The organism is Acidobacteriota bacterium (genome assembly GCA_016716905.1).
In the GTDB taxonomy this organism is placed as follows: domain Bacteria; phylum Acidobacteriota; class Vicinamibacteria; order Vicinamibacterales; family SCN-69-37; genus SYFT01.
In genome coordinates this window covers 78591-102176 of record JADJUS010000003.1, presented here as the reverse complement: position 1 = coordinate 102176, position 23586 = coordinate 78591, and the positions used below count along the sequence as shown (strand labels likewise).

At 64.1% G+C, this 23586-nt stretch carries 36 protein-coding genes and 1 pseudogene; 5 read left to right on the top strand and 32 right to left on the bottom strand.

All coding sequences use genetic code 11. The annotated features are described in order from the left end of the window. The first annotated feature begins 17 nt into the window (after positions 1-17). The 4 genes from IPL75_00775 (at position 18) to IPL75_00760 (ending at position 5759) form a co-directional block, all read left to right on the top strand. Positions 18-2117 carry an elongation factor G gene (locus IPL75_00775; protein MBK9238801.1) on the top strand — a complete coding sequence of 700 codons (2100 nt, stop codon included), beginning with the start codon at positions 18-20 and terminating at the stop codon, positions 2115-2117. Positions 2118-2129: 12 nt separating this feature from the next. Beyond that, positions 2130-3290: an efflux RND transporter periplasmic adaptor subunit gene (locus IPL75_00770; GenBank protein MBK9238800.1), complete on the top strand. Its 1161-nt coding sequence runs from the start codon at positions 2130-2132 to the stop codon at positions 3288-3290. Positions 3291-3295: 5 nt separating this feature from the next. Then, positions 3296-4609 (top strand): ABC transporter permease, encoded by a 1314-nt coding sequence (locus tag IPL75_00765; GenBank protein MBK9238799.1) that lies wholly within the window; start codon positions 3296-3298, stop codon positions 4607-4609. Between the two features lie 121 nt (positions 4610-4730). After that, positions 4731-5759, top strand: coding sequence for a lytic murein transglycosylase (locus tag IPL75_00760; GenBank protein MBK9238798.1), 1029 nt, complete (start codon positions 4731-4733; stop codon positions 5757-5759). A gap of 248 nt (positions 5760-6007) precedes the next feature. Here the strand turns inward: IPL75_00760 and ilvA are convergent, their stop codons facing one another. Continuing rightward, entirely contained in the window at positions 6008-6970 is a 963-nt protein-coding gene (gene ilvA, locus IPL75_00755; GenBank protein MBK9238797.1) for a threonine ammonia-lyase, read from the bottom strand. Between the two features lie 172 nt (positions 6971-7142). Here ilvA and IPL75_00750 point away from each other — a divergent pair, with 172 nt between their 5' ends. After that, a complete protein-coding gene (locus IPL75_00750) occupies positions 7143-7718 on the top strand; it encodes a hypothetical protein (GenBank protein MBK9238796.1) in 576 nt (191 codons plus the stop codon). A 185-nt stretch (positions 7719-7903) separates the two neighbouring features. On the opposite strand, the gene rplQ is transcribed toward IPL75_00750, so the two are convergent. The 31 genes and pseudogenes from rplQ to rpsJ all read right to left on the bottom strand — a co-directional run bounded on the left by rplQ (position 7904) and on the right by rpsJ (position 23584). Beyond that, positions 7904-8485, bottom strand: coding sequence for a 50S ribosomal protein L17 (gene rplQ / locus IPL75_00745; protein MBK9238795.1), 582 nt, complete (start codon positions 8483-8485; stop codon positions 7904-7906). Positions 8486-8510: 25 nt separating this feature from the next. Continuing rightward, positions 8511-9488: a DNA-directed RNA polymerase subunit alpha gene (locus tag IPL75_00740; GenBank protein MBK9238794.1), complete on the bottom strand. Its 978-nt coding sequence runs from the start codon at positions 9486-9488 to the stop codon at positions 8511-8513. A gap of 153 nt (positions 9489-9641) precedes the next feature. After that, positions 9642-10274, bottom strand: coding sequence for a 30S ribosomal protein S4 (gene rpsD, locus IPL75_00735; GenBank protein MBK9238793.1), 633 nt, complete (start codon positions 10272-10274; stop codon positions 9642-9644). Between the two features lie 25 nt (positions 10275-10299). Continuing rightward, a complete protein-coding gene (rpsK, locus tag IPL75_00730; GenBank protein MBK9238792.1) occupies positions 10300-10752 on the bottom strand; it encodes a 30S ribosomal protein S11 in 453 nt (150 codons plus the stop codon). A 12-nt stretch (positions 10753-10764) separates the two neighbouring features. Next, positions 10765-11139, bottom strand: coding sequence for a 30S ribosomal protein S13 (gene rpsM, locus IPL75_00725; GenBank protein ID MBK9238791.1), 375 nt, complete (start codon positions 11137-11139; stop codon positions 10765-10767). Positions 11140-11143: 4 nt separating this feature from the next. Then, entirely contained in the window at positions 11144-11257 is a 114-nt protein-coding gene (rpmJ, locus tag IPL75_00720) for a 50S ribosomal protein L36 (protein ID MBK9238790.1), read from the bottom strand. Between the two features lie 10 nt (positions 11258-11267). Further along, a complete protein-coding gene (gene infA / locus IPL75_00715) occupies positions 11268-11492 on the bottom strand; it encodes a translation initiation factor IF-1 (protein ID MBK9238789.1) in 225 nt (74 codons plus the stop codon). A gap of 19 nt (positions 11493-11511) precedes the next feature. Next, entirely contained in the window at positions 11512-12258 is a 747-nt protein-coding gene (gene map, locus IPL75_00710; protein ID MBK9238788.1) for a type I methionyl aminopeptidase, read from the bottom strand. A gap of 52 nt (positions 12259-12310) precedes the next feature. Then, the gene (locus IPL75_00705; protein MBK9238787.1) at positions 12311-12949 is read right to left on the bottom strand and encodes an adenylate kinase; all 639 of its coding nucleotides are present in this window, start codon (positions 12947-12949) and stop codon (positions 12311-12313) included. 20 nt (positions 12950-12969) lie between these two features. Further along, complete coding sequence (gene secY / locus IPL75_00700; GenBank protein MBK9238786.1) at positions 12970-14361, bottom strand: preprotein translocase subunit SecY; 1392 nt, start codon at positions 14359-14361, stop codon at positions 12970-12972. Positions 14362-14364: 3 nt separating this feature from the next. Next, on the bottom strand, positions 14365-14814 hold the full coding sequence (gene rplO, locus IPL75_00695; GenBank protein MBK9238785.1) for a 50S ribosomal protein L15: 450 nt from the start codon (positions 14812-14814) through the stop codon (positions 14365-14367). 2 nt (positions 14815-14816) lie between these two features. Further along, on the bottom strand, positions 14817-15023 hold the full coding sequence (rpmD, locus tag IPL75_00690) for a 50S ribosomal protein L30 (protein ID MBK9238784.1): 207 nt from the start codon (positions 15021-15023) through the stop codon (positions 14817-14819). 3 nt (positions 15024-15026) lie between these two features. Further along, a pseudogene (gene rpsE, locus IPL75_00685) lies at positions 15027-15538 on the bottom strand (30S ribosomal protein S5). A gap of 15 nt (positions 15539-15553) precedes the next feature. Next, the gene (locus IPL75_00680; GenBank protein MBK9238783.1) at positions 15554-15922 is read right to left on the bottom strand and encodes a 50S ribosomal protein L18; all 369 of its coding nucleotides are present in this window, start codon (positions 15920-15922) and stop codon (positions 15554-15556) included. 40 nt (positions 15923-15962) lie between these two features. Further along, positions 15963-16499, bottom strand: a complete 537-nt coding sequence (rplF, locus tag IPL75_00675) for a 50S ribosomal protein L6 (GenBank protein MBK9238782.1) — start codon at positions 16497-16499, stop codon at positions 15963-15965. Positions 16500-16507: 8 nt separating this feature from the next. Further along, complete coding sequence (gene rpsH, locus IPL75_00670; GenBank protein MBK9238781.1) at positions 16508-16909, bottom strand: 30S ribosomal protein S8; 402 nt, start codon at positions 16907-16909, stop codon at positions 16508-16510. Between the two features lie 39 nt (positions 16910-16948). Continuing rightward, the gene (locus tag IPL75_00665; protein MBK9238780.1) at positions 16949-17134 is read right to left on the bottom strand and encodes a type Z 30S ribosomal protein S14; all 186 of its coding nucleotides are present in this window, start codon (positions 17132-17134) and stop codon (positions 16949-16951) included. Between the two features lie 26 nt (positions 17135-17160). Further along, entirely contained in the window at positions 17161-17703 is a 543-nt protein-coding gene (gene rplE / locus IPL75_00660; protein ID MBK9238779.1) for a 50S ribosomal protein L5, read from the bottom strand. Further along, complete coding sequence (locus IPL75_00655; protein ID MBK9238778.1) at positions 17700-18032, bottom strand: 50S ribosomal protein L24; 333 nt, start codon at positions 18030-18032, stop codon at positions 17700-17702. Before IPL75_00655 ends, rplE begins: the two co-directional genes overlap by 4 nt. Beyond that, positions 18032-18400, bottom strand: coding sequence for a 50S ribosomal protein L14 (gene rplN / locus IPL75_00650; GenBank protein MBK9238777.1), 369 nt, complete (start codon positions 18398-18400; stop codon positions 18032-18034). Before rplN ends, IPL75_00655 begins: the two co-directional genes overlap by 1 nt. Before the next feature lie 42 nt (positions 18401-18442). Beyond that, positions 18443-18691 (bottom strand): 30S ribosomal protein S17, encoded by a 249-nt coding sequence (gene rpsQ / locus IPL75_00645; protein ID MBK9238776.1) that lies wholly within the window; start codon positions 18689-18691, stop codon positions 18443-18445. A gap of 2 nt (positions 18692-18693) precedes the next feature. Further along, positions 18694-18900, bottom strand: a complete 207-nt coding sequence (rpmC, locus tag IPL75_00640; GenBank protein MBK9238775.1) for a 50S ribosomal protein L29 — start codon at positions 18898-18900, stop codon at positions 18694-18696. Then, on the bottom strand, positions 18897-19322 hold the full coding sequence (gene rplP, locus IPL75_00635) for a 50S ribosomal protein L16 (protein MBK9238774.1): 426 nt from the start codon (positions 19320-19322) through the stop codon (positions 18897-18899). The genes rpmC and rplP overlap by 4 nt, the downstream gene beginning before the upstream one ends. Positions 19323-19368: 46 nt before the next feature. Then, positions 19369-20049, bottom strand: coding sequence for a 30S ribosomal protein S3 (gene rpsC / locus IPL75_00630; GenBank protein MBK9238773.1), 681 nt, complete (start codon positions 20047-20049; stop codon positions 19369-19371). Positions 20050-20054: 5 nt separating this feature from the next. Then, positions 20055-20522 (bottom strand): 50S ribosomal protein L22, encoded by a 468-nt coding sequence (rplV, locus tag IPL75_00625; protein ID MBK9238772.1) that lies wholly within the window; start codon positions 20520-20522, stop codon positions 20055-20057. Further along, on the bottom strand, positions 20522-20824 hold the full coding sequence (gene rpsS / locus IPL75_00620; GenBank protein ID MBK9238771.1) for a 30S ribosomal protein S19: 303 nt from the start codon (positions 20822-20824) through the stop codon (positions 20522-20524). Before rpsS ends, rplV begins: the two co-directional genes overlap by 1 nt. A 2-nt stretch (positions 20825-20826) precedes the next feature. After that, complete coding sequence (gene rplB / locus IPL75_00615; GenBank protein MBK9238770.1) at positions 20827-21651, bottom strand: 50S ribosomal protein L2; 825 nt, start codon at positions 21649-21651, stop codon at positions 20827-20829. A 6-nt stretch (positions 21652-21657) separates the two neighbouring features. Next, a complete protein-coding gene (locus tag IPL75_00610) occupies positions 21658-21948 on the bottom strand; it encodes a 50S ribosomal protein L23 (protein ID MBK9238769.1) in 291 nt (96 codons plus the stop codon). Then, positions 21945-22565, bottom strand: a complete 621-nt coding sequence (gene rplD / locus IPL75_00605; protein ID MBK9238768.1) for a 50S ribosomal protein L4 — start codon at positions 22563-22565, stop codon at positions 21945-21947. Before rplD ends, IPL75_00610 begins: the two co-directional genes overlap by 4 nt. 3 nt (positions 22566-22568) lie before the next feature. Next, complete coding sequence (rplC, locus tag IPL75_00600) at positions 22569-23249, bottom strand: 50S ribosomal protein L3 (GenBank protein ID MBK9238767.1); 681 nt, start codon at positions 23247-23249, stop codon at positions 22569-22571. After that, on the bottom strand, positions 23249-23584 hold the full coding sequence (gene rpsJ / locus IPL75_00595) for a 30S ribosomal protein S10 (protein ID MBK9238766.1): 336 nt from the start codon (positions 23582-23584) through the stop codon (positions 23249-23251). Before rpsJ ends, rplC begins: the two co-directional genes overlap by 1 nt. Positions 23585-23586 lie beyond the last annotated feature (2 nt).

Genomic DNA, 23586 nt, shown 5'->3' with positions numbered 1-23586 from the left:
GCTCGGAGGGATCGCTTATGAAGGTCTTTGACGCCGCAGATATACGGAATGTCGCGCTGGTCGGACACAGTGGAGCCGGCAAGACGCAGTTGGCCGCAGCCTTGCTGTACGACACGGGAGCAACGCCCCGGCTCGGGAAGGTGGACGAAGGCACCACCGTCACCGATTACGATGAAGAAGCCATCGCGCGCAAACACACACTCTCCTCTTCACTCGCCTGGTTCGAATTCAACAAGCGCAAAGTTAATCTGATCGACACGCCGGGCATGGGCAACTTCCTGAGTGATGCCCGCGCGGCGCTACGTGTGGTGGAAGCTGCCGTAGTGGTCGTGGACGGCGTTTCGGGCGTGCAAGTGTCCACCGAGCAGATCTGGGAAACTGCCGCATCGCTGAATCTTCCCAGGCTCATCGTGGTCAACCGGCTGGATCGTGAACGGGCGAGCTTGCCGCGCGCGCTCGACTCGCTGCGCCAGACGCTGTCGCGATCCGCGGTGGCCGTGCACTGGCCCATCGGTGAAGAAGACGCATTCACAGGCATCGTGGACCTGGTGACGATGAAGGCGTGGACGTTTGCCGAAGACGGCAGCGGCAAGGCGACGGAAATTCCCATTCCCGACTCCGTCCGCGCAGACGTGGATGGCGCCAGAGCCACGCTCGTCGAGGCCGTGGCCGAGACCGACGAGGCGCTGATGGAGCGCTTCTTCGAAAACGGCACACTGTCACAGGACGACCTCACCAACGGGCTTGCGGCCGCCGTACGCGCCAGCCATGTGTTTCCGGTGTTGTGCATGTCGGGCCTCCGGAACATCGGCGGACCGCTGCTGGCCGACGCGATCACGGCGCTTGTGCCGTCGCCCGCTGTCCGGCCGTTCCCCGGCGTCGCACCGGATGGTACCGACACGAGCCGCGCCGCCGACCCGTCTGCCCCGCTGGTGGTGTGGGTCTTCAAGACAATCGCGGACCAGTTTGCGGGACGCATTTCCCTGTTCCGGGTGATCTCGGGGACGTTCAAGTCCGACAGTACCGTGCAGAACCTCACGCGACAGGCGCCCGAACGCGCCGGCCACCTGGTGGCCCTCGAGGGCAAGACGCAGGCGCACGTGCCGGAGGTCCACGCAGGCGATCTTGGTGCCGTGGCGAAGCTCAAGGACACACATTCGGGCGACATCCTGGGCGACCCGAAGGCCGGCTTCACCGTGCACCCGCTGTCGTTCCCCGAGGCGGTGCTCTCGTACGCGATCGTGCCGAAAACGCGCGGCGACGAAGACAAGATCAGCACGTCCATGCATCGGCTGCAGGATGAAGACCCGTCCATCGGGTACACCCGAGACGAACAGACGCATGACCTGTTGCTCTCGGGTCAGGGGCAGATGCACATCGAGGTGACGGTGGCCAAGTTGCGCCGGCGTTTCGGTGTCGAAGTGGAGCTCAAGCCACCGCACATCCCGTATCGAGAGACCATTGCCCTGCCGACTGAGGCCCACGGCCGGCACAAGAAGCAGACCGGCGGGCACGGGCAATTCGGTGACTGCAAGATCCGGGTGGCGCCGCTGCCCCCGGGCTCGGGCGTGGAATTTGAGGACGATATCTTCGGCGGATCCATTCCACGCCAGTTCGTGCCGGCCGTGGAAAAGGGTGTGCGCGAAGCGTGCGCCCGCGGTTTCCTGGCCGGCTACCCGATGGTCGATCTCAAGGTGACGGTGTACGACGGGTCGTACCATGACGTGGACTCGAACGAGATGTCGTTCAAGATGGCGGGCCGACTCGCCGTACGGGATGCCATGACTCGCGCCAAGCCCACATTGCTTGAACCGGTGATGGCGGTCGAAATCTACGCGCCATCCGACTTTGCGGGTGACCTGATGGGCGACCTCAACGGACGACGCGGACAGATTGCGGGCATGGATACCCGGGGAGCCAATACGGTCATCCGCGCGCAAGTGCCGATGTCCGAGATGCTCACGTACGAACAGACGCTGACTGCGGCCACGGGCGGCCGTGGCGGATACCACATGGAGTTCCACCACTACGCCGAAGTCCCCGGTCACCTGCATGCCAAAATCATTGCGGCATCCAAGACCGACCGGACCGCGGAGGCGTCTGACGACGAGGGTTAGCCCCAGGATGTGATGTCAAAACTGCGACGACTCTTCAGACTCCGCAATATCGTTGGCCTGCTGATCGTCGCGGGCGCAGCCATCGGCTGGCGCTTTGCGTTTCAGTCTGCCGTGCCGGTTGCCGAAACTGGAAGCAAGGAACACACGGTGGCGACGGCCACGATCGAAGATCTGCTGCTGGTGAACGGTCTGGTCAAGCCGGCGGTGACCATCGACCTGCGCGCCGAAGCGTCGGGTCTGGTGGAAGCGGTGTTCGTGAAGGACGGCGACCGCGTCAAGGCGGGCCAGGAGTTGATTCGCCTGGATTCCCGCGTGGCACACACCGCGGTGCAGGAAGCGGACGCCAATCTCAAGCAGGCCGAGATGCAGCAGGCCGCCGCGGAAATCGACCTGGATGAAGACACGCTGGCGCTGCGCCGCAAGACGCGGGACCGCACGAAGGAACTGCTGGCCAAGGGCCTGGTCGCGAGCAGCGAGTTGGAAACACGGGAGCTCGAAGTCAGGGTGTCGGAGCGGGCGTTGGAACGGGCGCGGCGCAACATGGACACCAACCGCGCGCGCATCGAACAACTCAAGGCGGCCGTCGAACGCGCGCAAGCGCAGTTGCAGCACACGATTGTGCGCTCGCCCCTCGACGCCTGGGTCATCCGGCGCCATGTCGAAGTGGGATCGGGTGTTGCCGGTGTGGCGCAGTCGTCCACGGGCGGCACGATCGTTGTGACGCTCGGCGATGCGCGGCAGGCCTCACTGCAGGCCAAGGTCACCGCGGCCGACGCGCGTCGCCTGAAGACGGGCCTGGCGACGCGGCTCAAACTCGACACCGAACCCGACAAGGTTCGCAATGGGCGCGTGCAGTCGGTGGCCGCCGCGGGCGAACAGGACACCGCAACGAGACTCACGACGTTCCCGGTCATCATCGAAGTGGAAGTGGATCCCAACTCGTCGTGGATCAACATTCCGGCCCAGGCTGAAATTGTCATCGGCCAGCGGCCGGAGGTGCTGGTGGTGCCCGACGGCTGCCTGCGCACGACGCCAGGCGGCCAGCCCCAGGCGTTCATCAAATCAGGGTCGGGCCCCCCGACGAGCGTGACCGTTGAACTGGGCACGGTCGAGAAGGATCGGGTGGAAGTGAAGAAGGGCCTGACGGCCGGGCAGGTCATTCTGTGCCGCTGACCGCCATGCGCCCCGTGACCTCGCGGATGATCATTCTGCGTTCGGTCATCATCGAGGCGTTTGCGAATCTGAGTGCACGGCGCATGCAGGCTGCCCTGTCTGCGTTCGGGATCGCTACCGGCATCGCGGCGGTGGTGCTGCTCGTCTCCATCGTGTCGGGCATTCACCGCATGGCGCTGCAGCAAATCAATGCGGCCGGTGCCAACGTGGTGTCGGTGTTCGCGCAGGAAGACCCAGCCAACACCGAGCCCGACTCCGCACAGATCGTCCTCTACGCCAGTGATGCCGAGGCGGTGCTTCGGGCAAGCCCGTACTATGACCTGGCGGTGGCTCTGAATGGCACGAACGCCACGGTGCGCGGAGTGGCGGTGCAAGACCGCAACTTCGTCATGAATCAGGCGACGGGGCAGTTTGTGCAGATGCGCGGCCCGCGCGCGTACTCCGCGCAGATTCGTGGCATCACCGACGGCGGCTTTGAGGTTCTGGGATTGCGGCTGGCCAACGGCCGACTGCCAACGCCGCTGGAGTTCACCGACGGCGCACGCCTGGTGGTGCTGGGCCCGGCCGCAGCCGAGCAGGTGTTTGGAAAAACGGACCCTGTGGGCCAGAACGTGATCCTCGGCGATTGGCCGTTCCGTGTCATCGGCGTACTGGCGTGGCTGGGCGAACCCACGGGGGAATTCAGGAACTTCAACGACCGGATGATGTACATGCCGTTTCAAACGGTGGCCTCGGTCTTCCGTGGCAACCAGGTGGCCACTCAGCTCTCCCTTCGCGTCAAGACACCAGGTACCGAGGCCGCCGCTGTGGCCGACGTCCGTGGCCTGCTCACCAGGCGAGCCGCGTTGCTTGGCAAGACGAGCGGTCACTATGAGTTCCGGAATGCGGCCGAGCGTATGGCGGAGTTCACACTCGTGGTGAACGGACTCAAGCTGGCTGTGGGGCTGGTCGGCGGCATCGGGCTCTTCGTCGGCGCCGTCGGCGTGGCGAATGTCCTGCTCGTCTCGGTGCGTGAACGCACGCAGGAAATTGGCGTGCGACGGGCCATCGGCGCCAGGAAGCAGGATGTCTTCCTTGGCTTCCTGGTTGAGGCCCTCGCACTTACCGTAGGCGGTGGAGCCATTGGGATCCTGATGGCGTGGCTGCTCACACAAGTCGCACGCCTCTTCCCCATTCCCCAGGGCGCCGAGCCACACATCTCCGTGTTCACCGCATTTGTCGCGGTGAGCCTCCTCGCGCTCGTGGGCATCATCGCCGGAGTGGGCCCCGCCCGCCGGGCCGCGGCAATCGATCCAGCAGAGGCGATCAGAGCCGACTAGAGGGTCCAGAGAGTCCAGGGTCCAGGGTCCAGGGTCCTGCGGTCCTGGGGTCCTGGGGTCCCAGGGGTCCCAGGGGTCCGGTAGAACCTGCGCCGACGGACTTTGTTACAGTGGTTTTCACATGCCCACACGTTTCCGCCTTGCCCTGCTCGTGGGAGCGGTGGCCGTCCTGACCGTGCTCCTGACGCCTGGCGCCGCGCAGGAGCCGCTGCCGGCGCCGCAGCCAGACTTCGGCGCGTGGCTTGATGGCGTGCGCGCTGAGGCCGTCCAGAGGGGCATCAGCGCTGCCACCATTGACCGGGCGTTCACCGGCCTTGAGATCGAGCCCGTCGTGGTGGCTCGGGACCGCGCCCAACCTGAACAGGTGCAGAGCCTGGATGCGTACCTGAAGCAGCGTTTGTCGCGACGGACGCTCGCGTCAGCCAACGCGATGCATGACAAGTATCAGGCGGTGCTCAAGCGGGTTGAGGCGCGCTATGGCGTTCCACGCGAAACCCTCGTGGCGATCTGGGGCATCGAATCCAACTTCGGCCAGTTCACCGGCTCACGACCGGTCATCACAGCTCTGGCGACGCTCGCCTTCGACACGCGGCGCCCCACGCTCTTTCGCGCCGAGCTGTTTCACGCGCTGACCATCCTCGATCAGGGGCACATCACCATCGATGAGCTCAAGGGCTCGTGGGCGGGCGCCATGGGCCAGCCGCAGTTCATGCCGTCGAGTTACCTCAGACACGCGGTGGACTTCGACGAAGACGGACGCGCCGACATCTGGAACACGCAAGCGGACGTGTTCGCGTCGATTGCCAACTACCTGAAAAACGCCGGCTGGACGAAGGGTGAACGATGGGGACGGCAGGTCAGGGTCAGCCGGGCGGTCCTGGATCGCATCGAACGGCAAGTGCCCATGCGTGCATCAGGATGCCGCGCGGTCAGGGAGATGACCCAGGCCAGGCCGCTCAGCCAGTGGGCGAAGCTCGGTGTGCTGCAGGCCAACGGGCGTCCGCTGCCCACCGCCGCGATGGACGCGTCGCTCGTGCGCGGCGTCAATCAGCACTTCCTCGTCTATCGCAACTACCACGCGCTCATTGATTACAACTGTTCCAACTCCTATGCCATTTCGGCGGGGGTGCTGTCCGATAAAGTCCATTAGCCTGAACCACCTGTAAATGGCGAAATGTCACAAATGTCCGAAATGGCGAAATGCGGACAAACCGATTGCAGGGAAGAGTGTAGGAATGTCTTTGCCCTCCAATGGTTGAATCTGCATCTTCAAGGTCATTCATCCACTGCGCGCCTTCGACATTCGAACATTCTCCCCTGCAATGGTTGTCCGCATTGGTTTGTCCGCAGTTCGCCATTTCGGACATTTGTGACATTTCGCCATTACAACGGATGCGATCAGTTCCAGCTCTTGCCCTTCAGCTGATCGAGGTTGATGTTGCCTCCGCTGAGGATGCAGACGACGCGTGAGCCGGGCGGAACGTTGATCAGCCCCTGGAGCAGCGCGGCAACGGGGGCAGCGGCCGCGCCTTCCGGCACCAGCTTCGCGTAGTGCATCACCCACAGCACCGCGTCAAAGATCTGCTCATCGGGGAGCGAGACGATTTCGTCCACAAACTGCCGGACAATCTCGAAGTTACGGGTGCCGACGCGCTTCACGCGCAGGCCGTCGATGATGCAGTCCACCTTGTCGAGCGTGACGAGGTGCCCCTCAGCGACGCTGCGCTGCATGCCCGGGGCCCCTGATGACTCCACGCCGATGACGCGGATCTTCGGGTTGTGCGCTTTGAGCGCCATGGAGACACCAGAGATCAACCCGCCTCCGCCAATCGGCACAACGACCACATCAACATCCGCCCAGTCCTGCACAATCTCGAGGCCGACGGTCCCCTGCCCCATGATCAGCTGGTCGTCATCAAACGGATGGATGTAGGTGAGCCCCTCGCTCGCCACCAGTTCGAGAGCCTTCTCGTTGGCCTCATCCCAAATGCGGCCATGCAGGACGACCTCGGCTCCATAACCTTTTGTCGCTGCGATTTTGGACGGCGTCGCATTCTCTGCCATCGCCACCACGGCGCGGATGCCGTGGATCTTTGCCGCCAGCGCCACGCCCTGCGCGTGGTTTCCCGCGGACGAACAAATCACGCCGCGACGCTTCTGCTCATCAGTGAGAAACGGAAACTTGTTGAGCGGACCACGAATCTTGTACGACCCGGTGCGCTGAAACAATTCGGCCTTGAGGCGCACGTCGAATCCGGTGCGTTCCGACAACACACGCGAGGTCAGCAGCGGCGTGTGTTTGACGTGCGGTTCCATCCGCGCGCGCGCGGCAACAAAATCGGAGAGTGTGGGGGCAAGCATCGCCACACATTATGGTCCAGGGTCCAGGGTCCAGGGTCCAGGGTCCAGGGGCCAGGGGCCAGGGTCCTCGTCGGGGTCCCGGGGGCCAGGAGTCCAGGGGGCAGCGATGGAGTGTGGCGCCTCCTGTGATCCGGCGTGGACAGGCGGACAGGCCTGGCCACATGATGGGTCGATGCGACGGCGGTTCACGCTCTGGTTTGTGTTCTCGACTTTGATCGCATTCGGCGCCTGCTCAAGCTCGAGTCCGACGGCACCGACGCCCGAAGTTGAGCTCTTGGGAATCCCGTTCATCCTGGCCTGCGGACAATGGAGCCCGTCGGTGCCCCCTGTGGCACGCACGGTGGTGGACGCGCAGTTCCCTGGTCCCGCGCCTGTCTCCCAGTTCGTCCTCCAGACACTTCGTCTCAACGGCGGCGTCATAAAGCACGAGTTCGTCGCCGGGCCCATAGTTCGCGTAGAAATCGACCTCGACCGCCTGCCACCCCTGATGGCAGCCCCAGTCGGGCTCTCTCGGGCTGTGACGGTCGTAAACCTGGCGTCAACGCTGGTAACTCTTTACGTCTCGCTCGACCATATCCCGACGAATGAAGACGTCACGGCTGTTCAGAACCTCGGAGGGCAAGTTCTGTCGCGGTATTCATTCTCGAAGATCTTCACGGTCCTCATCGAGGATGCCCTGGTGGCGCAGGTTCGGGCTCTGCCGGGCGTCGCATCGGCATCTGTCGGCGCCTGGATCTGTATCGACTGACTTGGCCTGCCGCACCCGCGGAGGCGGATCCTGGAGTCAGGGATGCAGCGTGACGTGAAGCCCTTCGAAAAAGAGCCTCTGTGTCTCTGCGCCTCCTGTGATCCGTCGTGGATGCAAAAAGACGAAGGGCCCGGCAACAGATGCTGCCGGGCCCTTCGATTGGTCTTTCGAGATTGCCGATTCGCCTACGCGCCGCCGGCCTTGCGCGGCGTGGTGACACGCTTGCCGCCCTTGGCCTGCTTGTCGGCCTTGGCGCCGCCGGCGCCATCGGCTTTCGAACGTCCGCCCGTCAGTGCCTGACGGATACGGCCGCCCACCGAGGTCTTCTTCGGCTTGTCCGCTTCGGCCGACTTCGTCTTCGCGGCCTCCGCATTCGGATCGAACTCGCTGCCGAGCAGTTCGATTTCCGCAATTTCCGCACTGTCGCCGCGCCGGTACCCGGCACGACGCAGGCGCGTGTAGCCGCCCTTGCGATCCGCATAACGGGGCGCAATGGTCGTGAACAGCGTCTTGACCACCGCCTTGTCCACGATGTCCATGGCCACGGCTCGTCGCGCGGTCACGCCTTTGGGCGAGCTCGGCTCGTCGCCGAGACTGCGCTTGGCCAGCGTGATGAGCCGCTCGACGAACGGGCGCAGTTCCTTGCCCCGCGCCACGGTCGTGGTGATGTGCCCGTACTTGATCAGGTCGGAGGCCTGATTGCGAAGCATGGCGATCCGGTGTTCAGTAACCCGGCCGAGTTTTCGATGTGCTACCCGATGACGCATAACATCCGTTCCTGACTGTTCGTGCCTACTCGCCCGAACCCGATTGATCCAGGCGCATGCCCAGGCTCAGGCCCATGGTGGTGAGGATTTCCTTGATTTCGTTGAGCGACTTGCGCCCGAAGTTCTTCGTCTTGAGCATCTCGCCTTCGCTCTTCTGCACCAGCTCGCGAATCGTGCGGATGTTCGCGTTCTTGAGGCAGTTGTACGAACGCACCGACAACTCCAGCTCCTCGACACTCTTGTCGAGGTGCTCGTTGCCCGAGGTCATTGGCTGGTCGCCGGCCGCGTCAAGCGCCGACTCCCCGAGGTCTTCGAGACTCACGAAGATGGTGAAGTGGTCGCGAATGAGCTTGGCCGCCAGTGACACGGCGTCACGCGGCGTCACGGCGCCATTCGACCACACTTCAAGCGTGAGCTTGTCGTAGTCGGTGGTCTGACCGACACGCGCGGCTTCCACCACGTAATTGACCTTTTTGATCGGCGAGTGCACCGAGTCCATCGGAATCCAGCCGATGCCCAGATCCTCGTCGAAGTTCTTGTCGGCCGAGACGTAGCCGCGGCCGCGCTTGATCCGCAGTTCCATCTCCAGCTTGCCGCCTTCACTCACGGTGGCGATGTGGGCATCCGGTTCCAGGATTTCCACGTCGCTGTCCACCTGGATGTCGCGCGCACGCACTTCGCCGGCCTTGGTGACGCGCAACGTGAGCGTCTTGGCCTGGTCAGTGTGCACCTTGAGGGGGATCTGCTTGAGGTTCAGGATCAGGTCGGTCGCGTCCTCGACCACGCCCTGAATCGGCGAGAACTCGTGCTGCACGCCCTCGATCTTGACCGCCGTCACCGCTGCGCCTTCGATCGACGACAGCAGCACGCGACGCATCGCATTACCAACGGTCGTGCCGAAGCCACGCTCGAAGGGCTGCGCCGTGAACCGGCCAAACCGGTCCGTCAGGGTCTCGCGCTCAAAGTCCAGCCGCTTGGGCCGTTGAAAACCTTTCCACAACATCGTCTTTTTCCTTTCGCCGCACGAACCGGAATCCCGGCTCGTCCAGACCTGCAATGATGTTCCCGGCCTCCCGCTGCAGGTCTGAAGAGCTGCGGGCCGGGAACTGGCGCGTCGTGCGCTAATTTGCCGGGTCTGAAGACCCGGCCTCCGTTCTTACTTCGAATACAACTCGACGATCAGCTGTTCCTGCACCGGCAGATTGATCTGCTGGCGTGTCGGCAGCGACGAAATGCGCGCGGCAGAGCCGGACGCATCAATGGTCAGCCACTCGGGCACGCCGCGGCCCTTGACCTCTTCCATCGCGTGTTTGATGGACGCGTTCTCGACGCTGCCCTGGCGCACGGCGATCGTGTCGCCCTGGCGCACTGCGTACGACGGGATGTCCACCTTTTTGCCGTTCACCAGAAAGTGACCATGGCGCACCAGCTGCCGTGCCTGGGCACGCGAGGTGGAGAACCCCACCCGGTAGATGACGTTGTCGAGCCGGCGTTCGAGCGACTGCAGGAGCAACTCGCCCGTCACGCCCTTCTGCCGGTCGGCCGCTTCGAAGTAGCGGCGGAACTGGTTCTCGAGCACGCCGTAAGTGCGCTTGACCTTCTGCTTCTCGCGCAGCTGGATGCCGTAGCCGGCCACCTTCGCCCGACGCCGCGAGGGGCCATGCTGGCCCGGAGGCACATTGCGCTTCTCGATCGCGCACTTCTCCGTGTAGCAACGTTCGCCCTTGAGGAAGAGCTTCATGCCCTCTCGCCGGCACAACCGGCAAACCGGTCCGATATATCTCGCCATGTCTTTTATATCCCTCTGCTGAAACTCAGACGCGCCGGCGCTTGGACGGGCGGCACCCGTTGTGCGGAATCGGCGTCACGTCGCGAATCGATTTCACATCAATGCCCACCGTCTGCAGGGCGCGAATCGCCGACTCACGGCCGGCGCCGGGTCCTTTGATGCGCACTTCAAGCGACCGCAGGCCGTAGGTCTTCGCCACGTTGCCCGCCGACATCGCGGCCTGGGTGGCCGCAAACGGCGTGCCCTTGCGCGACCCCTTGAAGCCGATGCCACCCGAACTCGACCAGGCAATCACGTTGCCTTCGGTATCCGTGATGGTGATCACCGTGTTGTTGAACGACGCCTGGATGTGGGCGAAACCGTGGTGCACCACGCGCTTTTCGCCGCGCTTCTTGAACGCCTTCTTGGGCTTGCCTGCCTTGGATTTGCCTTTGGCGCCTTCAGGCGTGGCGGCGTCTGCTGCTTGGGTCTTGGCCATGTGTGACGTCCTCTACTCTGTCTTCTTACGGGCAACCGCGCCTTTGCGCGGACCCTTCCGTGTGCGGGAATTCGTGCGCGTGCGCTGGCCACGGACCGGCAGGTTGCGCCGATGCCTCGAGCCGCGATAGCTGCCGATTTCCACCAACCGCTTGATGTTCATCGAGACTTCCTTGCGCAGGTCGCCCTCGACGCGCCCCTGCTCCTCGATGACCCGGCTGATCTTGCGGACGTCGTCTTCCGACAGGTCCTTCACCCGGATGTCGCCGCTCACCTCGGCCGCGACAAGAATGTCGGTCGCGCGTTTCCGCCCGATGCCGTAGATGTACGTGAGTCCAATCTCGATCCGCTTCGTGCGCGGAAGGTCGACGCCTGAAATTCGTGCCATGTTCTTATCCCTGACGCTGCTTGTGCTTCTGATTCGGGCAGATCACGCGCACGACACCCTGCCGCCGCACGATCTTGCACTTGACACAAATTCGTTTCACCGATGCTCGTACCTTCATCGCCTGTTCCTCATCTGCCTTTCGGCAACCGCCTGATGACCCGGCCCCGCGTGTGATCCTTCGGCGCCAGCGCCACCATCACGCGATCCCCGACAATCAACCGGATGAAGTTGGCGCGGGGCCCAGACAACGCATGTGCCTGCACCTCACGTCCCCCTTCAATCGCCACCCGATACAACGCCCGCGGCAACACCGCCAGCACCGTACCTTCCACCTCAACCGGGGACCCGCCCATGCTGTCCCTGGCCTCGCGACTACCGCGCGGCCGCCACCACTCCCGCCGACACCGTCCGTGCGGTCAGGATGAGCGGCCCGTCTTCGCTCACGGCCACCGTGTGCTCGAAGTGCGCGGCCAAGCTGCCATCCTTGGTGACGGCTGTCCAGCCGTCGCCCAGCACCTTCACCTCGGGTCGCCCCATCGCCACCATCGGCTCAATCGCCAACACCATCCCGACGGCCAACTTGGGCCCTCGTCCGGGCTGCCCGAAGTTCGGAATGGGCGGCTCTTCGTGCAGCTGCTCGCCAATCCCGTGCCCCACGAACTCGCGCACCACTGAAAACCCGTGCGCTTCCACCCACTTCTGCACGGCGTGACTCACGTCCGACAACCGCCCGCCGACCTTGACTTCGGCGATGCCACGCTCGAGCGACTCGCGCGTGACCTTCAACAACTCCTGCGTGCGCGCCGGCACCACACCCACCGGCACCGTCACGGCGGAATCGCCGTAAAACCCGTCGAGCTTGACTCCGATGTCAATCGACACGATGTCGCCGTCGGCCAGCACCACCTTCGGTGACGGAATCCCGTGCACCACCTGCGTGTTCACCGACGTGCACAGGGTGGCGGGAAACCCGCGATACCCCTTGAACGCCGGCACTGCGCCACCATCCCGTACCATCCGCTCGGCCGCTGCGTCCAGGTCCGCGGTCGTCACTCCAGGCGCCACCGCCGATTCGAGCGCTTCCAGCACCTGGGCCACCAGCCGATTGGCGGCCCGCATCCGGGCAATCTCAGCCGTAGAACGGCAGTTGATCACCGGACGCCCCAGGGCATTAGCGCGATCCCCCCAGCACCGATGCGACCGCGGCCGACAAATCCGCCGCCACGCCGCCTTCGGTCTGATCCCCGTCCACCGACCGGAACGTGTTCCGCCGATGGTAGAAGTCCAGAATCGACTGCGTGCTGCGCGCATACACCGACAGGCGCTCCCGCACCACGGCCTCGTTGTCGTCGGTGCGCTGCACCAGCGCGCCGCCACACTTGGCGCAGACCTTCGTCCCCGGGGGCGCCGTCCAGCCGCACGCGCCGCAGATGCGGCGAATCTGCAGCCGCTTGACCAGCACGTCCTCGGGCACCTCGATATCCACCACCACCAGCGGCGCCCCATCGTCGAGCATCGCATCGAGCGCCTCGGCCTGGGCCACCGTCCGGGGGAAACCCTCCAGCACGAATCCGGCGCGTGTGTCGGGGCGGCTCAGCCGCTCGGTCACGATGCCGATCATGATGTCGTCGCCCACCAGGCGGCCGGCGTCCATCACTTCACGCGCAGCCCGGCCCATCTCGGTGCCGGCCTGCACGGCTTCGCGCAGGATGTCGCCCGTGGAGACACGCGGGATGCCGCGCGTCTTCGCGAACCGCTCCGCCTGCGTGCCTTTGCCCGCTCCAGGCGGCCCCAGCATCACCAGCCGCACCACGCCGTTGGTCCCGGCGCTCAACCTCGTCGCCCTCGAATCCGAGTCTTTTTCATGAAGCCATCGTAATGCCTCATGATCAGCTGGGATTCCACCTGCTGCACTGTATCCATCGCGACACCAACGATAATCAGCAGTGACGTGCCACCAAAATAGAACTGTACGTTCATGCCGTTCGTGATCCAGCCCGGCATGATGGCGTCAAGCCGTTCGCCGATGAACGGTATCGGCTCCACCTTGAAACCGGTGAGCAGGAACTCGGGCAGCAACGCCACCACGGCCAGATAGATCGCGCCGGCCAGCGTAATGCGGGCCAGGATGCCATCGATGTACTCGGCCGTCCGCTTGCCGGGCCGAATACCGGGCACAAACCCGCCGTACTTCCGCATGTTCTCGGCCACATCATCCGGATTAAAGATGATGGCCGTGTAGAAGTACGCGAAGAAGATGATCATCCCGACATACAGCAGGATGTAGAGCGGATACCCCTGGCCCAGTTGCGCCACGATGCCACGCGCCACTGCGTTGTTGGCCAGGAACGGCATCGACGCAATCGTCGCGGGGAACGCCAGAATCGACGACGCGAAGATCACCGGCATGACGCCGCCCGTGTTGACCTTCAGCGGAATGTGCGTGCTCGCGCCGCCGTACATCCGCCGGCCCACCATGCGCCTGGCGTATTGCACAGTCACCTTCCGGTGCGCGCGCTCCACGAACACAATGACCGCCACCACAAGCACCATGACGGCGACGAGGGCAATCAACCGGAACAGACCCATCTCGTTCGTCTGCAACTGCCCGATGGTGGCCGCCACCGCGCTCGGGAGCCCGACGACAATGCCGGCGAAGATGAGCAGTGACATCCCGTTGCCGATGCCACGTTCGGTAATCTGCTCACCGAGCCACATGACAAACACCGACCCGGTGGTCAGCGTCAGCACCGTCATCATCCGGAAGCCCCAGCCCGGATTAAACACCAGCGGCAGACCGCCGGTCATGTTGGTGTTGCCTTCAAGGAAAAACGCAATGCCCAGGCCCTGCACGATGCTGAGCGCGATCGTGCCGTAGCGTGTGTATTGCGTGATCTTGCGGCGGCCCAGATCGCCTTCTTTCGAGAGGCGCTCCAGATACGGCCACACCACCGTCAGCAGCTGCAGGATGATCGACGCGCTGATGTAGGGCATGATGCCGAGCGCGAAGATCGTCATCTGCGACAGGTTGTTCCCCGAGAACATGTCGTAGAGGCCGAACATCGTGCCCTGCGCCCTATCCGCCAGCTCCTGCAGTGCCGCGGTGTTGATGCCGGGAGTCGGGATCTTGCTGCCGAGCCGGTACACCGCGAGCAAGCCGAAGGTGAACAACACCCGCTTGCGCAGTTCCGGAACGGCGAAGATGTTTTTGAGGCTATCCATAGATTACCCGGCGATGACTTCCGCCACGCCTCCGGCCGCCGCAATCTTCTGCGCCGCCGTGTCGCTGAACTTGTGCGCACGCACCGTCAGCTTCTTGGTCACGTCGCCGCGACCGAGTACCTTGATGAGCGCCCGCTTCTCGCGCACCAGGCCGCGCTCGCGCAGCAGCTCGGGCGTGACGTCGGAACCGGCGTCAAACACCTCCACCAGCGTGTCGAGATTGACGATGGCGTATTCGACGCGGAAGGGATTCGTGAATCCACGCTTGGGCACCCGGCGGTGCAGCGGCATCTGGCCGCCTTCAAATCCGCGCTTGAAGCTGAAGCCCGACCGCGACTGCGCGCCCTTGTGGCCGCGCCCGGCCGTCTTGCCGTAGCCCGAACCATGACCGCGACCGACGCGCCGTTTGCTGTGTTTCGCGCCCTTGGGAGGACGCAGATTATTGAGTGACATCGTTACTCCTGAACCTCAACCAGATGCCGAACGGTACGCAGCATGCCCCGGATCGACGGCGTGTCGAGCACCATCACCGAATGACGGATGCGCCGCAACCCGAGCGATCGCAGCACCACGGCCTGCGACTTGTTGAACCCGATCGGGCTCTTCAACTGAGTGACCTTCACGTGGGTGACTTTCGCCGCGGCGGCCTTTGCGCGTGCCATGACTTACGCTCCCACCAGTTCTTCAAGTTCCTTGCCGCGGAGCCGGGCGATAGCGCCGGATCCTTCAGCCGCGACAACGCATCAAACGTCGCGCGCACCACGTTGTGGTGGTTGGCCGAGCCCAACGACTTGGTCAACACGTTATGGATACCCGCCGATTCCACCACGGCGCGCACGGCGCCACCGGCAATGATGCCCGTGCCATCCGGCGCGGGCTTGAGCAGCACGGCGCCGGCGCCGAACTTGCCGAGCACCGGGTGCGGAATGGACGAGCCCGTCATCGGCACACGAATCAGGGACTTCTTGGCGGCCTCGATGGCCTTCTTGATGGCCGACGGCACTTCCTTCGCCTTGCCAATGCCGAAGCCCACCACACCGGCGCCATCACCCACCACGACCAGGGCGCTGAAGCTCATGTTCTTGCCGCCCTTGACGACCTTCGTCACGCGGCCGATGTTCACGACGGTGTCCTTCAGTTCGATCTGGGACCCGTCAATTTTGTCGCGAAATTCCATAATCTGATCTCCGGCCTAAAACTCGAGTCCCGCTGCGCGCGCCGCTTCCGCCACGGCACGCACGCGGCCGTGATACAGACGTCCGCCGCGATCAAACACCACGCGCGTGATGCCCTTTTCCTTCAGGCGCTCCGCGATAATTTTCCCGATGGCTTCGGCGCCGGCCTTGTTGCCGCCGCGCACCTCGCCCGTGAACTGGGCCTTGAGGCCCGGCTCGGCCGTGGACGCCGCCGCCACCGTCGCGCTCGACTGGTCGTCGATCACCTGCGCATAGATATGCGACACGGACCGGAACACGGACAGGCGCGGCCGCTCGGCAGTGCCGGCAATGCGCTTGCGCTGGCGTACGCGGATTCGCTCGCGGCGGTCGCTCTTTGTCTTGATCTTCATAACACTTCGCTCCGTTATTCAGCAGACAGTGCGCTTACGCGCCCGTCTTGCCGACCTTCTTCTTCAGCACTTCGCCCATGTAGCGAACGCCCTTCTGCTTATACGGATCGGGCTTGCGCAGCCGGCGGATGTTGGCCGCCACCTGCCCGACGAGCTGGCAGTCCACACCCGTCACCGTGATGTGCGTCTGCTTGTCCACCACCAGGTCAATGCCCTTGGGCACATCAAACACCACCGGATGCGAGTACCCCAGCGCGAAGATGACCTGCGACCCCTTCAACTCCGCACGGTAGCCGACGCCGACGATGTCGAGTTCGCGCTTGAAGCCGTCGGTCACACCGGCCACCGCGTTGGCCACCAGGCTGCGGGCGAGGCCGTGAAACTTGCCCCACTCCTTGCCTTCCTGCTCCTGCGTGGCCACCAGTTCGGCGCCCTTGAGCTCGAACTTGATGCCCGGAGGCAGAGCCTGCTTCAACGAGCCCTTCGGCCCCTTGACCTCAACGGCCCCGGCGCTCACGTTGACCGTGACGCCCTTGGGGACTGGAATAGGTTTCTTGCCAATTCGTGACATATGCGTTCTCACCAAATATTGCAGAGCACTTCGCCACCGACGCCGGCCTTCACCGCTTCGCGGCCGGTCATCACGCCGTGCGACGTCGTGAGGATGCTGGTGCCCAGGCCGCCCATGACCCTCGGCACGTCGTCGCGCCCGAAGTACACCCGGCGGCCGGGCCGGCTGACGCGGCTGATGCCCGCAATCACCTGCTCGCCACGCGGGCCGTACTTCAGAAAAATCCTGATGACCGGACCGTCGCTCTCGGCGACCGGTTCAATCATCTTGTATCCCTGGATGTAGCCCTCGCGCTCGAGAATGCGCGCGATCTCGGCCTTCAGGCGCGAGGTCGGCACATCAACACGCGCGTGGCGCGCGTTGACGGCATTCCGGAGCCTGGTCAGCATGTCTGCGATCGGATCGGTCATGTCAGTCGTCCTTCAGTCTGTCCAAAAACCCAGGCAGCCCTACCAGCTGCTCTTGATGACGCCGGCCACTTCGCCCCGCAGCGCGTGTTCGCGGAAGCAGAGGCGGCACAAGGCAAACTTGCGCATGTAGGCGCGCGGACGGCCGCATCGCCGGCAGCGATTACGCCGCCGCACTTCGAACTTGAGCCCCTGGGCATCCTTGACGCGTTTTGCAGTCGTGGCCATCGATATCGTCCTTTTTCCGTCCGGAACTAGTTCTGGCGGAACGGCATGCCCAGCAATTGGAGCAACCGTCGCGCTTCTTCGTTGGTCTTGGCCGTCGTGACGACCGAAATGTTCATGCCGCGGTTCTTGTCGACCTTCATGTAGTCGATTTCCGGGAAGATCAGCTGATCGCGCAGGCCCAGTGTGTAGTTGCCGCGGCCGTCAAACCCCTTCGGCGAAATGCCTCGGAAGTCGCGCACGCGCGGCAGCGCCACCGCAATCAGACGGTCCAGGAACTCGTACATCCGCTGGCCGCGCAGGGTCACCATCGCGCCGATGGGCATGTTCTCGCGCACCTTGAACTGCGCGATGGACTTCTTCGAGCGGGTAATCGCCGCCTTCTGGCCGGTGATCTTGCCCAGTTCCTCGGCGCCGGTCTCCACGATCTTGCCGTTCTGCGTGCCTTCGCCCAGGCCCATGTTCACGACGACCTTCGTGACCTTGGGGACGGCCATCAGGTTCGTGTAACCGAACTCCTGCTTCAACGCCGGCACGACGTCCTTGACGTAACGTTCTTTCAGGCGGCTCATTTGTCCACCACTCCCTTGCACTTGCGACAGGTCCGCACTTTGCGGCCGTCTTCCAACAACTGATGCCCGATGCGCGTGGCCGCCCCGCACTGGGGGCACACGAGCTGCACTTTGGCGGCCGACATCGACGTCTCGCGCTCGACGATGCCGCCCTTCACGTTCTTCTGGGGATTCGGCTTCGTGTGGCGCTTGATCATGTTCACGCCCTCGACGATGACCCCGTTTTTCACGCGGTTCACCACCAGCACGCGCCCACGCTTGCCCCGATCACGGCCGGCGATCACCAGCACGTTGTCGTTCTTCTTCAGCGATGACTGTCCCGCTGCCATCACAGCACCTCCGGCGCCAATGAAATGATCTTCATGAACCGGCGCTCGCGCAGTTCGCGCGCCACGGGCCCGAACACGCGGGTCCCCACCGGCTCACCTTCGTCGTTCACGATGACCGCCGCATTCCGGTCGAACCGGATGTACGAGCCGTCGCGCCGGCGCAGTTCCTTGCGGGTGCGCACAATCACGGCCTTCACCACCTGGCCCTTCTTGACCGTGGCATCCGGCGTCGCTTCCTTCACCGACGCGGTGACGATGTCCCCGATGCGCGCGTAGCGCCCCGTGGATCCGCCAATCGGATTGATGACGGCGATCTTGCGCGCGCCTGAGTTGTCGGCGACGTCGAGGACCGAAAGCATTTGAATCATGGTCGTATCTCCTGAATTGCCTGCTGCCTGCTCGCGAAACGGCTACCGCCGCGCCCGCTCCACGATCCGCGTCACAACCCAGCGCTTCAGCCGGCTCAACGGACGCGTCGGCACGATCGCCACCAAATCGCCAATCTTGGCGTCTTCTTTTTCGTCATGCGCCATGAACCGCGTCGTGCGCTTCATCTGCTTGCCGTACCGCTCATCGCGGACCTGGCGCTGCGTGGTGACCACCACCGTCTTGGTCATCTTGTTGCTGACAACCCTGCCCGTAATCTCTGTGTTCGCCATCGTTAGCTCCTGACACCCTTCTCGCGCAGGAGCGTCTGAATCCGCGCCATCTCCCTGCGGAGCGGCCGCATCTTGTTGGCCGACTCGGTCTGGCCCATCGACTTCTGGATTCGCATCCGGAACGTCAGGTCTTCCAAATCCTTCGCGCGCTGCTGCAGCTCGTCAGCCGACAGGCCGCGAAGCTCGGTGCGCTGCTCGCTTACCTTCATGACACTTTCTCCTCGGCAAAGCGCGTCGCAAACCGGGTCTTGATCGGCAGCTTCGCCTGCGCCAGACGCATGGCGGCGCGCGCGTCCACTTCCGACACGCCTTCCATCTCAAACAGAATGCGGCCTGGTTTCACGACCACCACCCAACCTTCGGGGGCGCCCTTACCCTTGCCCATTCGCGTTTCCTGCGGCTTCTTGGTGATCGGCTTGTCCGGGAACACCCGGATCCAGATCTTGCCGCCGCGCTTGATTCCGCGCGCCATCGCGACTCGCGCCGCTTCAATCTGTCGGTCGGTCATCCAGCACGGTTCCATCGCCATCAGCCCGAAGTCGCCAAACGCCACCGTGCACCCACGGTAGGCTTTGCCGCGCATCCGGCCGCGCTGCTGTTTCCTGTACTTGACCTTCTTCGGCATCAACATGACGATGTCTCCGAACCTTTCTCTTCTTTAATCCGAACGGGTTCTGTTACGCCCGCGCCGCGCGACGCGGCTGCCGGTACTCTTCTTCGCGTCCGACACGCGGCGTCAGCCGCTCGCCCTTGTACAACCACACCTTCACGCCAATCGTGCCGTAGGTTGTAAACGCCTGTGCAAACCCGTAATCGATATCCGCGCGCAAGGTCTGCAGCGGCAGCTGCCCGTGCAGATACCACTCCGACCGCGCGATCTCGGCGCCGTTGAGACGGCCCGACACGCGCACCTTGATGCCCTTGGCGCCAAACCGCAGCGCCGATTCCACGGCCTTGCGCATCGCACGGCGGAACGCCACGCGCTTTTCGAGCTGCATCGCCACCGACTCACCGATGAGCTGCGCATCGAGTTCCGGCTTCTGGATCTCGAGGATGTTGATGAACACTTCGCGGCCAGTCACCTTGGTGAGCTCCTGGCGGAGCTTGTCCACTTCGGTGCCCTTGCGGCCGATGATGATGCCGGGGCGCGACGTGTGAATGTCGATCTTCAGCTTGTTGGCCGCACGTTCGATGTCGATGCGCGCCACACCGGCGTGCGCGAACCGCGTCTTGAGCTCGGCACGCAGCTTCAAGTCCTCGTGGAGCAACTTGCTGTAGTCGCGGTCCGCGAACCAGCGCGACTGCCAGGTCTTGTTGAACCCGAGCCGGAATCCGTAGGGATGAACTTTCTGACCCATATGCGTTACTCCGCCTTCGCCGCAGCGGCGCCCTGCGCGCCGGCCGTCTTCTTCTTCGCGCCAGCCGACCCTGCAACACGCGCCGCACGCGCCTTCGACGTTGCCGATCCGCCCACGCCCAACGCCTTCGCCGGCCGCTCGCCCACCGCCACCGTCAGGTGCGTCGTGCGCTTGACCACGCGGAACGCCCGGCCCATCGGGGCAGGCCGCACACGCTTCATGCCCGGGCCCTGGTCGGCGTAGCAACTCGACACAAACAGCCGGTCGTCGTCGCCGCCAAACCCTTCGGCCTGCCGCGCGTTCGCCATCGCCGAGCGCAGCACCTTCTCGATGTCCTTCGCCACTTTCTTGCGCGAGAACATCAGGGTGGCCAGCGCCTTGTTCGCGTCACATCCGCGAATCTGGTCCAGCACGAGCCCGGCTTTCTGCGCCGAGGTCCGCACGAACTTCGCGGTTGCCTGAGCCTGCACCATTAGGCGCCTCCCTTGGCGGGCGCGGCGGTTGCCGCCTTGTCGGCTCGCGTCGTGTGGCCCTTGAAGGCCCGGCTCGGCGCGAACTCACCCAACTTGTGGCCAACCATGTTCTCGGTCAGGTACACGGGGATGAACTTCCGTCCGTTGTGCACCGCCACGGTATGCCCGATCATTTCGGGAACCACCGTGGACCGGCGCGACCAGGTCTTGATGACCTTTTTCTCGTTCGCCCGGTTCATGGCTTCCACCTTCTCGAGCAGGTGCAGGTCGATGAACGGGCCCTTCTTGAGTGATCTGCCCATAACTACTTCTTCCGCCGTTCGACGATGAACGAATCCGTGCGCTTGTTACGGCGCGTCTTGTAGCCCTTGGTCGGAATACCCCACGGCGTGACCGGGTGACGTCCACCCGAGGTCTTGCCTTCGCCGCCGCCGAGCGGGTGGTCCACCGGGTTCATGGCGACGCCGCGCACGTGCGGCCGCTTGCCCAGCCACCGGCTGCGACCGGCCTTGCCGATCGAGATGTTCTCGTGGTCGAGATTGCCCACCTGCCCGATGGTGGCCAGGCACTCGCTGTTGATGTGACGGATTTCGCTCGAGGGCATCTTCACCGATGCGTACTCGCCGTCCTTCGCCACCAGCTGCACGGCCGAGCCGGCCGACCGCGCGATCTGGCCGCCCTTGCCGGGCTTGAGTTCCACGTTGTGCACCATGGTGCCCAGGGGAATCAGCTTCAGCTTGAGGCAGTTGCCCGGCAGGATGTCCACGCCGTCGCCCGACATCACCGGGTCGCCCACCTTCATCCCGAGCGGATGCAGGATGTAGCGCTTTTCGCCATCGGCGTAGGTCACGAGCGCAATACGCGCGCTGCGGTTCGGGTCGTACTCGACCGTCGTGATCTTGCCGGGGATATTGAACTTGTCGCGCTTGAAGTCGATGACGCGATAGTTGCGCTTGTGGCCGCCACCGCGCCACCACGACGTGATCTCGCCCTTGTTGTTGCGGCCCCCTGAGCGGTGCAGCGGTTCGAGCAGCGGCTTGTGCGGCGTCGTCGAGGTGATCTCGTCGAACGTCTGCACGCTGTAGAACCGGCGCGCCGGTGAGGTGGGCTTGTAGTTACGAATCCCCATGATCCTTTAGGCCCCTTCCAGGAACTCAGGCACTTTCTCGCCAGCCTTCAACCGGACCCATGCCTTCTTCCAGTCCGGTCGCTGTCCCGAGAAACGTCCCTGGCGCTTGATCTTGCCGTGCTGCAACTGCGTGCGCACTGCGGCGACCTTCGAGCCAAACAGGGTCTCGACGGCCCTACGAATATCAATCTTGGTCGCCTCGCGGGCCACTTCGAACACCATCACGTTGCCGGTTTCCCTGGCAACCGTGGTCTTCTCGGTGATCAACGGACGACGAATGACGCGTGTCGTTTTCATCCCAACACCTCCTGCAGGCGTTCCACCGCGGCGCGCGTGGCCACGATCCGCCCGGTATTCATCACGTCACGCGCGGTCAACCGCCCGCTCCGCACCATCCGGACGCCGGCGATGTTGCGCGCCGACAGCACGAAGTTTTCATTGAGCTGCACGTCCACCACCAGCGTCTTGCCGGTCGCGCCGAGCCGCTTGAGGAATTCCACGGCGCCCTTCGTCTTGACCTCGCCGACCGAGATTTCGTCGACGATCGTCACCACGCCGTCCTTGAGCCGCGACTGCAGAGCGGCGCGAAGCGCACCCTTCTCCACCTTCTTCGGCAACTGGTAGGCATAGCTGCGGGGCTGGGGGCCAAACACCGTGCCGCCCTTGCGCCACAGCGGCGACCGCGACGACCCAGCCTGCGCGCGCCCTGTGCCCTTCTGCTTGTAGGGCTTCTTGCCGCCGCCACTGACCAGTGCGCGGTTCTTCGTCGCATGCGTGCCGCGACGTTCCGACGCGTTCTCGCGCACCACGGATTCCCAGACGAGATCCTTCTTGATGGTGCCGCCGAATACCGCATCGCTCAGGTCGACGGCGCCGACCTTCTGATTCTGCGAATTGACTACATCTAGAGTCATGGCCTACTTCTTTCCCTTTTTGGCCTTCTCGACCTGGGGCTGCGGATCCTTCTTCTTGGCGACCGCGCGCCGCACCAGCACCACGCCATCGGGTGCGCCAGGCACTGCGCCGCGCAACACCAGCAGGTTCTGCTCGGTGTCAATGCTCACCACCTTGAGGTTCAGCGTCGTGATGCGCTTGCCGCCCATGCGGCCACCCATCCGCATGCCCTTGACCACCCTCGACGGATACGAGGACGCGCCGATCGAGCCGGGGGCGCGGTGGAACATCGAACCGTGGGTCGCGGCGCCGCCGGAAAACCCGTGCCGTTTCATGACGCCCTGGAACCCCTTGCCGCGGCCGTTCGCGACCACGTCCACGCGCTCGCCGGCCTTGAACATGTCCACGAGCACCTGATCGCCGGGCTTCGGCGCTTCAGCGCCCTTGGCCACCGCAACCTCGCGACGAATGCGCGTGGCAGGGACGCCGGCCTTCTTGAAGTGGCCCGCGGTGGCCTTGTTGGCGGGCGCGGGGGTGGCATCCACCAGACCGAGCTGCACGGCTTCGTAACCGTCCTTGCCGGCTGTCTTGGCCTGCACCACCACACACGGTCCGGCCTTGATGACCGTCGCCGGCACCGCCGTGCCGTCCGGCAGGAAGATCTGGGTCATGCCCAGCTTGCGACCGAGAATTCCGGTGACCATTATTTGTGTTCCTTCCCGAACGCCTTGATTTCGACGTCGACGCCGGCCGGCAGGTCGAGCTTCATCAGCGCGTCCACGGTCTGCGGTGTCGGTTCAAAGATGTCAATCAGCCGCCGATGGGTCCGAATCTCGAACTGCTCGCGCGACTTCTTGTCCACGTGCGGCGACCGCAGCACCGTCCACTTGTTCTTCTCAGTGGGCAGCGGCACGGGGCCGGCCAGGCGGGCGCCCGTGCGCTTTGCCGTCTCGACGATTTCGGTCGTGGACTGGTCAAGCACCCGGTAGTCGTACGCCTTCAACCTGATGCGGATTTTGTCGCTGAATGTAGTGGCCATGG

Bases quoted from the DNA above. Each gene is read 5' to 3' on its own strand.
- IPL75_00775 (MBK9238801.1), top strand. From the start codon at position 18: ATGAAGGTCTTTGACGCCGCAGATATACGGAATGTCGCGCTGGTCGGA.
- IPL75_00770 (MBK9238800.1), top strand. From the start codon at position 2,130: ATGTCAAAACTGCGACGACTCTTCAGACTCCGCAATATCGTTGGCCTG.
- IPL75_00765 (MBK9238799.1), top strand. From the start codon at position 3,296: ATGCGCCCCGTGACCTCGCGGATGATCATTCTGCGTTCGGTCATCATC.
- IPL75_00760 (MBK9238798.1), top strand. From the start codon at position 4,731: ATGCCCACACGTTTCCGCCTTGCCCTGCTCGTGGGAGCGGTGGCCGTC.
- ilvA (MBK9238797.1), bottom strand. From the start codon at position 6,970: ATGCTTGCCCCCACACTCTCCGATTTTGTTGCCGCGCGCGCGCGGATG.
- IPL75_00750 (MBK9238796.1), top strand. From the start codon at position 7,143: ATGCGACGGCGGTTCACGCTCTGGTTTGTGTTCTCGACTTTGATCGCA.
- rplQ (MBK9238795.1), bottom strand. From the start codon at position 8,485: ATGCGTCATCGGGTAGCACATCGAAAACTCGGCCGGGTTACTGAACAC.
- IPL75_00740 (MBK9238794.1), bottom strand. From the start codon at position 9,488: ATGTTGTGGAAAGGTTTTCAACGGCCCAAGCGGCTGGACTTTGAGCGC.
- rpsD (MBK9238793.1), bottom strand. From the start codon at position 10,274: ATGGCGAGATATATCGGACCGGTTTGCCGGTTGTGCCGGCGAGAGGGC.
- rpsK (MBK9238792.1), bottom strand. From the start codon at position 10,752: ATGGCCAAGACCCAAGCAGCAGACGCCGCCACGCCTGAAGGCGCCAAA.
- rpsM (MBK9238791.1), bottom strand. From the start codon at position 11,139: ATGGCACGAATTTCAGGCGTCGACCTTCCGCGCACGAAGCGGATCGAG.
- rpmJ (MBK9238790.1), bottom strand. From the start codon at position 11,257: ATGAAGGTACGAGCATCGGTGAAACGAATTTGTGTCAAGTGCAAGATC.
- infA (MBK9238789.1), bottom strand. From the start codon at position 11,492: ATGGGCGGGTCCCCGGTTGAGGTGGAAGGTACGGTGCTGGCGGTGTTG.
- map (MBK9238788.1), bottom strand. From the start codon at position 12,258: ATGCGGGCCGCCAATCGGCTGGTGGCCCAGGTGCTGGAAGCGCTCGAA.
- secY (MBK9238786.1), bottom strand. From the start codon at position 14,361: ATGGATAGCCTCAAAAACATCTTCGCCGTTCCGGAACTGCGCAAGCGG.
- rplO (MBK9238785.1), bottom strand. From the start codon at position 14,814: ATGTCACTCAATAATCTGCGTCCTCCCAAGGGCGCGAAACACAGCAAA.
- rpmD (MBK9238784.1), bottom strand. From the start codon at position 15,023: ATGGCACGCGCAAAGGCCGCCGCGGCGAAAGTCACCCACGTGAAGGTC.
- rplF (MBK9238782.1), bottom strand. From the start codon at position 16,499: ATGTCACGAATTGGCAAGAAACCTATTCCAGTCCCCAAGGGCGTCACG.
- rpsH (MBK9238781.1), bottom strand. From the start codon at position 16,909: ATGACCGATCCGATCGCAGACATGCTGACCAGGCTCCGGAATGCCGTC.
- IPL75_00665 (MBK9238780.1), bottom strand. From the start codon at position 17,134: ATGGCCACGACTGCAAAACGCGTCAAGGATGCCCAGGGGCTCAAGTTC.
- rplE (MBK9238779.1), bottom strand. From the start codon at position 17,703: ATGAGCCGCCTGAAAGAACGTTACGTCAAGGACGTCGTGCCGGCGTTG.
- IPL75_00655 (MBK9238778.1), bottom strand. From the start codon at position 18,032: ATGGCAGCGGGACAGTCATCGCTGAAGAAGAACGACAACGTGCTGGTG.
- rplN (MBK9238777.1), bottom strand. From the start codon at position 18,400: ATGATTCAAATGCTTTCGGTCCTCGACGTCGCCGACAACTCAGGCGCG.
- rpsQ (MBK9238776.1), bottom strand. From the start codon at position 18,691: ATGGCGAACACAGAGATTACGGGCAGGGTTGTCAGCAACAAGATGACC.
- rpmC (MBK9238775.1), bottom strand. From the start codon at position 18,900: ATGAAGGTAAGCGAGCAGCGCACCGAGCTTCGCGGCCTGTCGGCTGAC.
- rplP (MBK9238774.1), bottom strand. From the start codon at position 19,322: ATGTTGATGCCGAAGAAGGTCAAGTACAGGAAACAGCAGCGCGGCCGG.
- rpsC (MBK9238773.1), bottom strand. From the start codon at position 20,049: ATGGGTCAGAAAGTTCATCCCTACGGATTCCGGCTCGGGTTCAACAAG.
- rplV (MBK9238772.1), bottom strand. From the start codon at position 20,522: ATGGTGCAGGCTCAGGCAACCGCGAAGTTCGTGCGGACCTCGGCGCAG.
- rpsS (MBK9238771.1), bottom strand. From the start codon at position 20,824: ATGGGCAGATCACTCAAGAAGGGCCCGTTCATCGACCTGCACCTGCTC.
- rplB (MBK9238770.1), bottom strand. From the start codon at position 21,651: ATGGGGATTCGTAACTACAAGCCCACCTCACCGGCGCGCCGGTTCTAC.
- IPL75_00610 (MBK9238769.1), bottom strand. From the start codon at position 21,948: ATGAAAACGACACGCGTCATTCGTCGTCCGTTGATCACCGAGAAGACC.
- rplD (MBK9238768.1), bottom strand. From the start codon at position 22,565: ATGACTCTAGATGTAGTCAATTCGCAGAATCAGAAGGTCGGCGCCGTC.
- rplC (MBK9238767.1), bottom strand. From the start codon at position 23,249: ATGGTCACCGGAATTCTCGGTCGCAAGCTGGGCATGACCCAGATCTTC.
- rpsJ (MBK9238766.1), bottom strand. From the start codon at position 23,584: ATGGCCACTACATTCAGCGACAAAATCCGCATCAGGTTGAAGGCGTAC.